General features: G+C 52.9%; 9 protein-coding genes and 2 pseudogenes. 7 read left to right on the forward strand and 4 right to left on the reverse strand.

Annotated elements, in window-relative coordinates; genetic code table 11:
• The first annotated feature begins 152 nt into the window (after positions 1–152).
• The gene (gene pyrG, locus HV314_RS05640; RefSeq protein ID WP_016154233.1) at positions 153–1790 is read left to right on the forward strand and encodes a glutamine hydrolyzing CTP synthase; all 1638 of its coding nucleotides are present in this window, start codon (positions 153–155) and stop codon (positions 1788–1790) included.
• 87 nt (positions 1791–1877) lie between these two features.
• A complete protein-coding gene (gene eno, locus HV314_RS05645; protein ID WP_003034129.1) occupies positions 1878–3176 on the forward strand; it encodes a phosphopyruvate hydratase in 1299 nt (432 codons plus the stop codon).
• 55 nt (positions 3177–3231) lie between these two features.
• On the opposite strand, the gene HV314_RS05650 is transcribed toward eno, so the two are convergent.
• Entirely contained in the window at positions 3232–4056 is an 825-nt protein-coding gene (locus tag HV314_RS05650) for a MurR/RpiR family transcriptional regulator (protein WP_103928539.1), read from the reverse strand.
• Positions 4057–4221: 165 nt separating this feature from the next.
• Here HV314_RS05650 and HV314_RS05655 point away from each other — a divergent pair, with 165 nt between their 5' ends.
• The 3 genes from HV314_RS05655 to queE all read left to right on the forward strand — a co-directional run bounded on the left by HV314_RS05655 (position 4222) and on the right by queE (position 7210).
• Positions 4222–5778 (forward strand): maltose/glucose-specific PTS transporter subunit IIC, encoded by a 1557-nt coding sequence (locus HV314_RS05655; RefSeq protein WP_181547530.1) that lies wholly within the window; start codon positions 4222–4224, stop codon positions 5776–5778.
• Positions 5778–6467, forward strand: a complete 690-nt coding sequence (locus tag HV314_RS05660; protein ID WP_016154230.1) for an N-acetylmannosamine-6-phosphate 2-epimerase — start codon at positions 5778–5780, stop codon at positions 6465–6467. The genes HV314_RS05655 and HV314_RS05660 overlap by 1 nt, the downstream gene beginning before the upstream one ends.
• 71 nt (positions 6468–6538) lie before the next feature.
• Positions 6539–7210 carry a 7-carboxy-7-deazaguanine synthase QueE gene (gene queE / locus HV314_RS05665; RefSeq protein WP_043017395.1) on the forward strand — a complete coding sequence of 224 codons (672 nt, stop codon included), beginning with the start codon at positions 6539–6541 and terminating at the stop codon, positions 7208–7210.
• 52 nt (positions 7211–7262) lie between these two features.
• Here the strand turns inward: queE and HV314_RS27300 are convergent.
• The 3 genes and pseudogenes from HV314_RS27300 to queD all read right to left on the reverse strand — a co-directional run.
• Positions 7263–7388: pseudogene (locus tag HV314_RS27300) on the reverse strand (hypothetical protein); the annotation flags it as partial.
• A 96-nt stretch (positions 7389–7484) separates the two neighbouring features.
• Positions 7485–7562: pseudogene (locus tag HV314_RS05670) on the reverse strand (hypothetical protein); the annotation flags it as partial.
• A gap of 81 nt (positions 7563–7643) precedes the next feature.
• Positions 7644–8006 carry a 6-carboxytetrahydropterin synthase QueD gene (gene queD, locus HV314_RS05675; protein ID WP_016154218.1) on the reverse strand — a complete coding sequence of 121 codons (363 nt, stop codon included), beginning with the start codon at positions 8004–8006 and terminating at the stop codon, positions 7644–7646.
• A 305-nt stretch (positions 8007–8311) separates the two neighbouring features.
• On the opposite strand from queD, the gene cysJ reads away from it, so the two are divergent.
• The gene (gene cysJ, locus HV314_RS05680) at positions 8312–10111 is read left to right on the forward strand and encodes an NADPH-dependent assimilatory sulfite reductase flavoprotein subunit (protein ID WP_115190297.1); all 1800 of its coding nucleotides are present in this window, start codon (positions 8312–8314) and stop codon (positions 10109–10111) included.
• Entirely contained in the window at positions 10111–11823 is a 1713-nt protein-coding gene (gene cysI / locus HV314_RS05685; protein WP_016154216.1) for an assimilatory sulfite reductase (NADPH) hemoprotein subunit, read from the forward strand. Before cysJ ends, cysI begins: the two co-directional genes overlap by 1 nt.
• Positions 11824–11904 lie beyond the last annotated feature (81 nt).

The raw sequence follows: 11904 nt of genomic DNA on the forward strand, positions 1-11904 counted from the left end.
TACCCCAAAGGGGCTATTTTCTCACTCCCGATGTTTATGTGAGCCTGGTGAAGAGGAGGAATAATGAAAGTTTGTGGCGCTCGTCATGTTCGGGTATACTACTTTCCCGTCTTGGTAATTCCATCGTTTCACCCTAACTTCTCAGGTCCAGCATGACAACGAACTATATTTTTGTGACCGGCGGGGTCGTATCCTCTCTGGGTAAAGGCATTGCCGCAGCCTCCCTGGCAGCCATTCTTGAGGCTCGTGGCCTCAACGTGACCATGATGAAACTGGATCCGTACATCAACGTCGATCCAGGTACTATGAGTCCAATCCAACACGGGGAAGTGTTCGTTACTGAAGACGGCGCTGAAACCGACCTGGACCTGGGTCACTATGAGCGTTTCATTCGTACCAAAATGACTCGCCGCAATAACTTCACTACCGGTCGAATTTACTCCGATGTCCTGCGCAAAGAGCGCCGTGGCGACTATCTGGGTGCAACCGTACAGGTTATCCCGCACATCACCAACGCGATTAAAGAGCGTGTCCTTGCCGGTGGCGAAGGTCATGACGTCGTTCTGGTTGAAATCGGCGGTACGGTCGGTGATATCGAATCCCTGCCATTCCTGGAAGCGATTCGCCAATTAGCGGTAGATATCGGTCGTGAACACGCGCTGTTCATGCACCTGACTCTGGTTCCTTACCTGGCCGCTGCCGGTGAAGTCAAAACTAAACCGACTCAGCACTCGGTAAAAGAGTTGCTGTCGATTGGTATCCAGCCTGACATTCTGATCTGTCGTTCCGATCGCGCGGTTCCGGCCAACGAACGTGCAAAAATTGCATTGTTCTGTAACGTGCCAGAAAAAGCCGTTATTTCAATGAAAGATGTCGATTCCATCTATAAAATTCCAGGCCTGTTGAAATCCCAGGGCCTTGACGATTATATTTGTAAACGATTCAGCTTGAACTGTCCGGAAGCTAATCTGTCAGAATGGGAACAGGTTATCTACGAAGAAGCGAATCCGGCAGGCGAAGTGACTATCGGTATGGTCGGCAAGTATATTGAACTGCCGGATGCCTATAAGTCAGTTATCGAAGCATTGAAGCACGGTGGTCTGAAGAATCGTGTCACCGTCAACATTAAGCTGATCGATTCGCAAGATGTCGAAACGCGCGGCGTTGAGATCCTGAAAGGTCTTGATGCAATCCTGATCCCTGGCGGCTTCGGCTACCGTGGTGTTGAAGGTAAGATCGCGACAGCGCGCTTTGCGCGTGAAAACAATGTTCCTTATCTGGGTATTTGCCTGGGTATGCAGGTTGCGTTGATTGAGTTTGCACGTAACGTAGTGGGTATGGATAACGCCAACTCCACGGAATTTGTGCCAGACTGTAAGTACCCGGTGGTGGCCCTGATTACCGAATGGCGCGATGAAGACGGCAACGTTGAAGTCCGTACCGAGAAGAGCGATCTGGGCGGCACAATGCGCCTTGGCGCCCAGCAGTGTCAGTTGAGCGACGATAGCCTGGTTCGTCAGCTGTACGGTGCGCCGACAATTGTTGAACGCCATCGCCACCGTTACGAAGTCAACAATATGCTGTTGAAACAGATTGAAGCTGCGGGTCTGCGTATTGCAGGCCGTTCCGGTGATGATCAGTTGGTCGAGATCATTGAGGTACCGAATCATCCGTGGTTCGTGGCCTGTCAGTTCCACCCGGAATTTACTTCCACGCCACGTGATGGGCACCCGCTGTTTGCCGGCTTTGTGAAAGCCGCCAGTGAACATCAGAAGCGTCAGGCGAAGTAAGAAGTAAAAAAGTTAGAACGGCAATGCACCCATCCGGGTGCATTGTTTGTCTGGAGTTTTAGTTTAACTTGTACTGAGGAAAATCTAATGTCCAAAATCGTTAAAATCATCGGTCGTGAAATCATCGACTCCCGTGGTAACCCGACTGTTGAAGCCGAAGTACACCTGGAAGGTGGTTTCGTTGGTATGGCAGCAGCTCCGTCAGGTGCTTCTACTGGTTCCCGCGAAGCACTGGAACTGCGCGACGGCGACAAATCCCGTTTCATGGGTAAAGGCGTACTGAAAGCTGTTGCAGCTGTTAACGGCCCAATTGCTCAGGCTCTGCTGGGTAAAGATGCTAAAGATCAGGCTGGCATCGACAAGATCATGATCGATCTGGACGGTACTGAAAACAAATCCAACTTCGGTGCAAACGCCATCCTGGCTGTGTCCCTGGCGAACGCCAAAGCAGCAGCTGCTGCTAAAGGCCTGCCGCTGTATGCACACATCGCTGAACTAAACGGTACTCCGGGCAAATACTCCATGCCGGTTCCGATGATGAACATCATCAACGGTGGTGAGCACGCTGACAACAACGTTGACATCCAGGAGTTCATGATTCAGCCGGTTGGCGCTAAAACCCTGAAAGAAGCCGTACGTATGGGTTCTGAAGTGTTCCATAACCTGGCTAAAGTTCTGAAAGCTAAAGGTATGAACACTGCAGTGGGTGACGAAGGCGGCTACGCGCCGAACCTGGGTTCCAACGCTGAAGCTCTGGCTGTAATCGCTGAAGCGGTTAAAGCAGCTGGCTACGAGCTGGGCAAAGACATCACCCTGGCGATGGACTGTGCAGCTTCTGAATTCTACAAAGACGGTAAATACGTTCTGGCTGGCGAAGGCAACAAAGCATTCACCTCCGAAGAATTCACTCACTTCCTGGAAGAACTGACCAAACAGTACCCGATCGTGTCCATCGAAGATGGTCTGGACGAGTCTGACTGGGACGGTTTCGCATACCAGACTAAAGTTCTGGGCGACAAAATCCAGCTGGTTGGTGACGATCTGTTCGTAACCAACACCAAGATCCTGAAAGAAGGTATCGAAAAAGGCATCGTTAACTCCATCCTGATCAAATTCAACCAGATCGGTTCTCTGACCGAAACTCTGGCTGCGATCAAAATGGCGAAAGACGCTGGCTACACCGCTGTCATCTCTCACCGTTCTGGCGAAACTGAAGACGCTACCATCGCTGACCTGGCTGTTGGTACCGCTGCAGGCCAGATCAAAACCGGTTCTATGAGCCGTTCTGATCGCGTTGCTAAGTACAACCAGCTGATTCGTATCGAAGAAGCTCTGGGTGAACAAGCGCCGTACAACGGTCGTAAAGAGATCAAAGGTCAGGCGTAATCCTGTTCTTTAACTCTTAACGTAAAAACCCGCTGCGGCGGGTTTTTTTATGCCTCTAAAGCAGTAGCGGTAAGGTCGCACTGGCGGTTTTCTGGCTCACATCACTGTACTTTTCATCCAGCGCAATCAGTGACGTGGTGAGCAGTTCTACCAACAGCATCACTCCCACCTTGGCGTTTAGCGCACCAGCACTCAACGGACCTTCTGGTTTGGCTGCGACCAGTTGAATATCACTCAGTGAAGCCAACGGACTGCGCGGCGTATTACTCAACGCCAGTACGCGCGCGCCTTGCTTACGCGCCAGTTTAACGACATGCAGCAGATCGCGCGTGGAGCCTGAGCTGGAAATCGCCACCACGATCGTGTCTTTGCTTAGCGTTGTGGCGTTCATGGCTGCGCGATGCATATCGCTGAACAATTGTGCGGGTTTGCCCAAGCGCAGGAGTTTGTAATGTAAATACTCCCCCAGAATGGCGCTGGCCGCTACGCCATAAATCTGTACCGACTGCGCCTGATGCAGCGCAAGAGCGGCTGCTTCAAGTAATGCTCTGTCGAGTAATTTTGCGGTGTCCTGCAGTGCTTGCACGGATTCATTGACCACATTGTCAATTTCATCCCCGCTGTGCTCTACCGGCTGTTCTTGCTGGAGATCGAGTGCCAGCGCCATTTTGAACTCGTTATAGCCCTTACACCCCAGCGTACGGCACAGCCGTGTGACGCTAGCTTCGCTGGTGTCGCTTTCACGCGCCAGTTCGGTAATCGTCAGGTAGACAACTTTTGCCGGATCGCTTAGCACAAACTCTCCCAGCTTCTGTTGTGTTCGGCTATATCCGTCAACGCTCTGGCGCAATCTCAGCAGCAGGTTTTCATTTTCTGACATGCAAAATCCTTAATGCGTTTCTCTGCTGATAGTGTGGCGGAAAGCAGGGGAGAGATGCCAGTCATTTTAAAAAAGTATGATCGGCTTCCTGGTTTTTGATGATAATTTTCATTTATAAAAATAATTATGGTAAAAATTTTCATCACTAGTCGGGGAGATGAAAAAATGATGCAAATGTTTAGCGGCGCCTCATCGGGTGCATGGTTTGAAAAAGCGCAGCGCTTCGGCAAATCCTTCATGCTGCCGATTGCGGTATTGCCCGCCGCGGGACTGTTGTTAGGGATTGGCGGCGCACTGTCGAATCCAAACACATTGACGGCTTATCCGTTTTTGGATGTCGACTGGTTGCAGGCAATCTTCACAATCATGAGCAGCGCCGGTTCTATTGTGTTTGCCAATCTTTCGGTGCTGTTCGCAGTGGGTGTCGCTGTAGGGCTGGCGAAAACGGATAAAGGTACCGCCGGGCTGGCGGCATTGCTGGCATTTTTGGTGATGAATGCCACTATCAATGCCTTATTGACCCTCAACGGGACACTGGCGCACGAGAACCCTGGTGCCGTTGGCCAGGGGATGACGCTGGGTATTCAGACGCTGGAAACGGGCGTGTTTGGTGGGGTGGTTATTGGTCTTGTCACCTGCGCGCTGCATAGCCGTTTCAATAAAGTCTCACTACCTCAGTTCCTTGGTTTCTTCAGCGGTTCGCGCTTTGTACCGATTATTAGCTCCCTTGCCGCGATTGTTGTGGGGGCTGTCATGACAGTGGTTTGGCCGCATTTCCAGAAACTCATTTTTGGGCTGGGTGGTCTGGTGGATGCGACGGGTTATCTGGGGACACTGTTGTACGGCTTCATCCTGCGTATGCTTGGCCCACTGGGTTTACACCATATCTTTTATTTGCCGTTCTGGACGACGGCGCTTGGCGGTAGCGAAATCGTCAACGGCCAGTTGGTTGAAGGTACGCAGCGGATTTTCTTTGCCCAACTTGCCGATCCGAATACGCAGCAGTTCTATGCGGGCACCTCGCGCTTTATGTCCGGGCGATTCATTACCATGATGTTTGGCCTGCTTGGCGCATGCCTGGCGATGTATCACACTGCCAAGCCGGAGAACAGAAAGCTTGTCGCCGGCCTGCTGTTGTCGGCAGCCCTGACCTCTTTCCTGACGGGGATCACTGAGCCTATCGAGTTCTCCTTCCTCTTTGTGGCTCCCGTGTTATATGTCATTCACGCCTTCTTCGATGGCCTGGCGTTTATGATGGCTCATATTTTACATATCACTATTGGGCAAACCTTTTCGGGTGGGCTTATCGATTTCCTCCTCTTCGGCGTCTTACAGGGGGAAGCCAAAACCAACTGGATGTACGTTCCCATGGTGGGGATACCGTGGTTCTTCCTTTACTACTTTACCTTCCGCTATTTGATCAACCGCTTTGGCTGGCTGACACCAGGGCGTGAAAACGTAACCCCAATTGAATCCGGTCTGCCTCAAAGTGAACGCGCAGCGGCAGTCATCTCTGGGCTGGGAGGCAAAGAGAATCTGGAAGAGGTGGACTGTTGCGCAACACGCTTACGCGTGACGGTGAAAGAGAGCAGCAAGGTAGATGAAGCGGCGCTGAAAGCGACCGGAGCACGTGGCGTTATTATTCGCGGTAACGGTGTTCAGGTGATTTATGGCCCGCATGTCACCATCATTAAAAACGAAGTCGAAGAGATCTTATCGTAATGAAAACTGTACTGGATTGCCTGAAAGGTAAATTAATCGTCTCCTGTCAGGCGCTGGAAAATGAGCCTCTGCACAGTCCATTTATTATGTCGCGTATGGCGTTGGCGGCAGCACAGGGCGGTGCGGTAGGTATCCGTGCGAACAGCGTGGTGGATATTCGCGCTATCAAAGAGATCGTCTCACTGCCGGTGATTGGGATTATCAAGCGCGATTATCCGGGTAGTGATGTGTTTATCACGGCCACCCTGCAGGAAGTGGATGAGTTGATGACCGTTGAGCCGGAAATTATTGCTCTGGACGCGACAGCGCGCCCGCGCCCTGGTGGGCAAACGCTGGAAGAACTGGTCGCACAAGTCCGCGCTCGCTACCCGTCCGTACTGCTGATGGCGGATATCGCCACTGTAGACGAGGCGGTGACCGCCGAGCGTCTGGGGTTTGACTGCGTGGGCACTACGCTCTACGGCTATACCGCTGACACTGTCGGGCATGTGCTGGCGGAAAACGACTGCGGTTTTTTACGTGAGGTGTTGGCTGCGGTCAGCATACCGGTCGTGGCGGAAGGAAACGTCGATACCCCGGAACGTGCTGCACGTTGCCTGGCATTAGGTGCCCATACCGTGGTGGTTGGAGGGGCTATCACGCGTCCGCAGCAGATTACGGCACGCTTTGCCGCGGCGATCGCCGCGTAAAGCATCGATGGGGCATGATACTTTGGCGGGGATCTGCGATAATTATCGTTTATCCCCATATTGAGAGCGCTATGCAGTACCCGATTAACGAGATGTTCCAGACCCTGCAAGGTGAGGGTTACTTTACCGGCGTCCCCGCCATTTTTATTCGTTTACAGGGATGCCCGGTTGGCTGTGCCTGGTGCGATACCAAACACACCTGGGATAAGCTTGAGGATCGGGAAGTCTCCCTGTACAGCATCCTGGCTAAGACCAAAGAGAGCGATAAATGGGGCGCGGCGAGCAGCGAGGATCTGCTGGCGGTCATTTTGCGTCAGGGCTATACCGCCCGTCACGTGGTGATAACCGGTGGCGAGCCCTGCATTCATGACCTGATGCCGCTGACAGACCTGCTGGAAAAGAACGGCTTTAGCTGCCAGATTGAAACCAGCGGTACCCACGAAGTGCGCTGTACGCCGAATACCTGGGTGACCGTATCGCCGAAGGTGAATATGCGCGGCGGTTATGATGTGCTGTCGCAGGCGCTGGAGCGTGCGAATGAAATCAAACATCCGGTTGGTCGCGTTCGCGATATTGAAGCGCTGGATGAACTGCTGGCTACGTTGAGCGACGACAAACCGCGTATCATCGCCTTACAGCCAATCAGCCAGAAAGAAGATGCCACGCGTTTGTGTATTGATACCTGTATCGCGCGGAACTGGCGTCTGTCGATGCAGACCCATAAATATCTGAATATTGCCTGATGATAATGGGTTTATCGGCCTGCATGTAGCACTCAATGCAGGCCGGACAACCTTATGCGTTCGACCAGCTCTGAATCGAATTGACGTTATTCAGGCCGCCATGCAGTACTTCATACGACTTTTTCAGGATCACATCGGTGTGCTGGGTTAAATCGCGGAAAATCCCTTTATCCAGCGCCAAAGTCTCTTTAATGCCATTGCGGTTGTCGAGGGACGAGGCAGAAATCCATAACGCTCGGCCAGCAGGTTGTTGCCCCTTCCGCCAGTACCACATAGCGGGCACGCAGCGTAAAGCACAAGCGGTGCCCGCTATCCCTGCACCGATAATAATAATATCGAAATCGTCAGACATGTTGTGCTCCAGATATCCAGAGCACATAACCCTAACAGAGTGTTAGTTAAGGAAAATTGACCGTCGCCACAGACGATACAATCATTCCCCGCGATACACGCAGCCTGCTGTGCAGGTCTCTTTCACCATTACGGCACTCAGCAGAGGGACAACCGGTTTAACCTGATCCCAAATCCATTTGGCCAGAACTTCACTAGTTGGGTTTTCTAAGCCGGGAATATCGTTCAGATAGTAGTGATCGAGTCTGTTGTAAGTTGGCTTAAACGCGGCTTTTAACTCAGAAAAATCCATGATCCAACCGGTATGCGGATCGACTTCACCGGTAATTTCAAGACGCACCATAAATGAGTGACCATGCAGGCGGCCACACTTATGCCCTTCCGGTACATGCGGCAGGCGGTGAGCGGCTTCGAAGGTGAAATCTTTAAACAAGGTGGTGGACATTTTTTACTCTCAAGAATGCGAAAAACCGCCGTAGGGTACCGTAAAGAGCGAATTTTATCATTAGTTAAAAGGGCGCTGAGTATCAGAACGACCTATTCATGATGGTAATATTTAATAATTATTGATATATCATATGGTTATCCAATCTGTTTTGCTGTTAATAACTATAACTAAAACAGGTTAGTTCATTTGGTTATTTGTTATTTCTATCCCTTCTTTAATTGTTACTATCCCCGCCGTTAACCTTATCTTCAGTTTGGGTTTTATTGCTGAAATCCGCTTTGCTTACTGGAACATGACAACGCATGACGACACAGGCCCCACCTTCCGCTCTGCTACCGCTAAACCCGGAGCAACTGGCACGCCTTCAGGCGGCCACGACCGATTTCACTCCCGCACAGCTTGCGTGGGTTTCTGGCTATTTTTGGGGCGTGCTGAATCAGCAGCCAGGCAGCAATGCGGCGACTCCTGCGCCTGCTGCTGAAATGCCTGGCATTACGCTTATCTCCGCCTCGCAAACCGGTAATGCGCGTCGTGTGGCGGAAGCTCTGCGCGATGATCTGATCGCTGCAAAGCTCAACGTCACTCTCATCAATGCTGGCGACTATAAATTCAAACAAATCGCCAATGAGAAATTGCTGATCGTAGTGGCGTCGACGCAAGGGGAAGGTGAACCGGCGGAAGAAGCCGTAGCGTTGCATAAATTCCTGTTCTCGAAAAAAGCGCCGAAGCTCGATAACACCGCTTTTGCCGTGTTTGGTCTTGGTGACACTTCTTACGAGTTTTTCTGTCAGTCAGGAAAAGACTTCGATGCAAAACTGGCCGAGCTGGGCGGTGAACGCTTGCTTGACCGCGTGGATGCCGACGTCGAATACCAGGGCGCGGCAGCCGAATGGCGTGCCCGTCTGGTTGATGTCCTGAAAGCGCGTGCGCCTGCGGCATCGTCTGTGCAAGTTGCTGCGAGCGGTGCGGTAAACGAAGTACACACCAGCCCGTACACCAAAGAAGCGCCACTGACGGCGTCGCTTGCGGTGAATCAGAAAATCACCGGTCGCGACTCGGAAAAAGATGTGCGTCATATTGAAATCGATCTCGGCGACTCCGGTCTGCGCTACCAGCCGGGCGATGCCTTAGGAGTCTGGTATCAGAACGATCCTGAGCTGGTCAAAGAGCTGGTTGAATTGCTGTGGCTGAAAGGAGATGAACCGGTCACGGTTGACGGCAAAACCCTGTCGCTCACCGAAGCGCTGCAGTGGCATTTCGAGCTGACGGTTAACACCGGCAATATCGTCGAGAACTATGCCACTTTAACCCGTAGCGACTCTCTGCTGCCGCTGGTGGGCGACAAAGCGCAATTGCAGCATTACGCCGCAACCACGCCAATCGTCGATATGGTGCGCTTCTCCCCAGCGCAACTGGACGCCCAAACGTTGGTTGATCTTCTGCGCCCGCTGACGCCGCGTTTGTATTCTATTGCCTCTTCCCAGGCGGAGGTGGAAAGCGAAGTGCACGTCACCGTGGGCGTGGTGCGTTATGACATTGAAGGTCGTGCCCGTGCTGGTGGCGCGTCCAGTTTCCTCGCCGATCGCGTGGAAGAAGAGGGTGAAGTGCGCGTGTTCATCGAACACAACGATAACTTCCGCCTGCCGGCTAACCCGCAGACACCGGTGATTATGATTGGACCGGGCACGGGGATTGCGCCGTTCCGTGCATTCATGCAGCAGCGTGCGGCTGACGGAGCCGAAGGCAAAAACTGGCTGTTTTTTGGCAATCCACACTTTACCGAAGATTTCCTGTACCAGGTGGAATGGCAGCGTTACGTCAAAGAGGGCGTGCTCTCGCGCATCGATCTCGCCTGGTCGCGCGATCAAAAAGAAAAAGTCTACGTACAAGATAAACTGCGCCAACAAGGTGCGGAACTATGGCGCTGGATAAACGACGGTGCCCACATTTATGTCTGCGGCGACGCCAATCGCATGGCGAAAGACGTTGAGCAGGCTTTGTTGGAAGTGATTGCCGAATTCGGTTCTATGGATATCGAAGCGGCGGATGAATTTTTAAGTGAGCTGCGCATTGAGCGCCGTTATCAGCGAGATGTCTACTAATGAGCGAAAAATACCCAGGACCATTGGTGGTCGAAGGCAAGCTGTCCGACGCTGAGCGTATGAAGCTGGAAAGCAACTATCTGCGCGGTACGATTGCCGAAGATTTAAACGACGGCCTGACCGGCGGCTTCAAAGGCGATAACTTCCTGCTGATCCGTTTTCACGGTATGTACCAGCAGGATGACCGCGATATCCGCGCCGAACGAGCCGAGCAAAAGCTGGAACCGCGTCACGCGATGCTGCTGCGCTGCCGTCTGCCGGGTGGGGTGATCACCACCAAACAGTGGCAGGCGATCGACACGTTCGCCCATGACAACACGATTTATGGCAGCATTCGTCTGACCAACCGTCAGACCTTCCAGTTTCACGGCATTCTGAAGAAGAACGTTAAGCCGGTACACCAGATGCTGCATTCGGTCGGGCTGGACGCGCTGGCGACCGCCAACGACATGAACCGTAACGTTCTGTGTACCTCTAACCCGTACGAGTCCGAGCTGCACGCCCAAGCCTATGAATGGGCGAAGAAGATCTCCGAACATCTGCTGCCGCGTACTCGCGCCTATGCAGAAATTTGGCTGGATCAGGAGAAGGTAGCGACCACCGACGAAGAGCCGATCCTCGGTCAAACCTATCTGCCGCGTAAGTTTAAAACCACGGTCGTAATCCCACCGCAGAACGACATCGATCTGCACGCCAACGATATGAACTTCGTGGCGATTGCCGAAAACGGCAAGCTGGTGGGCTTTAACCTGTTGGTCGGCGGTGGTTTGTCGATTGAGCACGGCAATAAGAAAACCTACGCCCGCACCGCGAGCGAGTTCGGCTATCTGCCGCTGGAGCACACCCTGGCGGTAGCAGAAGCTGTGGTGACAACGCAGCGCGACTGGGGTAACCGTACCGATCGTAAAAACGCCAAAACTAAATACACGCTTGAACGCGTTGGTATCGACACGTTCAAAGAAGAAGTGGAGCGTCGCGCGGGCATCAAATTTGAGCCGATCCGCCCGTACGAGTTCACCGGTCGCGGCGATCGTATTGGTTGGGTAAAAGGGATCGACAATAACTGGCACCTGACGCTGTTTATTGAAAACGGCCGTATCCTGGATTATCCGGGCCGTCCGCTGAAAACCGGCCTGCTGGAGATCGCGAAGATCCACAAAGGGGATTTCCGCATCACCGCCAACCAGAACCTGATCATTGCTGGTGTGCCGGAAAGCCAAAAAGCGAAGATCGAGAAGCTGGCGCGCGATCACGGATTGATGAATGCGGTGAAGCCGCAGCGTGAAAACTCGATGGCCTGCGTGTCGTTCCCGACCTGTCCGCTGGCGATGGCGGAGGCCGAACGTTTCCTGCCATCGTTCACTGATAAAGTGGAAGCTATTCTCGAAAAACACGGCATTCCTGACGAGCATATCGTGATGCGCGTTACAGGCTGCCCGAACGGCTGCGGCCGCGCGATGCTGGCGGAACTGGGCCTGGTGGGTAAAGCCCCGGGGCGCTACAACGTACACCTTGGCGGTAACCGCATGGGCACGCGCATTCCGCGTATGTATCGCGAAAATATTACGGAATCGGAAATTCTCGACTCCGTTGACGAACTGGTTGGGCGCTGGGCGAAAGAGCGCGAAGCGGGTGAAGGCTTCGGTGATTTTACGGTGCGTGCGGGCATCATTCGCCCGGTGCTCGATCCCGCCCGGGATTTCTGGGAATAAGGTGAAATTGACTTATCGGGTCTGCTGAATCTGTAGGCCTGATAAGCGCAGCGCCATCAGGCAAGGTAAACAGCGAGGAAT

This window comes from Citrobacter sp. RHBSTW-00887 (assembly GCF_013728095.1).
Classification (GTDB): Bacteria; Pseudomonadota; Gammaproteobacteria; order Enterobacterales; family Enterobacteriaceae; genus Citrobacter; species Citrobacter braakii.

What these genes read in the sequence shown, in the direction of transcription:
- pyrG (WP_016154233.1), top strand. Translation starts at nt 153, where the DNA reads ATGACAACGAACTATATTTTTGTGACCGGCGGGGTCGTATCCTCTCTG.
- eno (WP_003034129.1), top strand. Translation starts at nt 1,878, where the DNA reads ATGTCCAAAATCGTTAAAATCATCGGTCGTGAAATCATCGACTCCCGT.
- HV314_RS05650 (WP_103928539.1), bottom strand. Translation starts at nt 4,056, where the DNA reads ATGTCAGAAAATGAAAACCTGCTGCTGAGATTGCGCCAGAGCGTTGAC.
- HV314_RS05655 (WP_181547530.1), top strand. Translation starts at nt 4,222, where the DNA reads ATGATGCAAATGTTTAGCGGCGCCTCATCGGGTGCATGGTTTGAAAAA.
- HV314_RS05660 (WP_016154230.1), top strand. Translation starts at nt 5,778, where the DNA reads ATGAAAACTGTACTGGATTGCCTGAAAGGTAAATTAATCGTCTCCTGT.
- queE (WP_043017395.1), top strand. Translation starts at nt 6,539, where the DNA reads ATGCAGTACCCGATTAACGAGATGTTCCAGACCCTGCAAGGTGAGGGT.
- queD (WP_016154218.1), bottom strand. Translation starts at nt 8,006, where the DNA reads ATGTCCACCACCTTGTTTAAAGATTTCACCTTCGAAGCCGCTCACCGC.
- cysJ (WP_115190297.1), top strand. Translation starts at nt 8,312, where the DNA reads ATGACGACACAGGCCCCACCTTCCGCTCTGCTACCGCTAAACCCGGAG.
- cysI (WP_016154216.1), top strand. Translation starts at nt 10,111, where the DNA reads ATGAGCGAAAAATACCCAGGACCATTGGTGGTCGAAGGCAAGCTGTCC.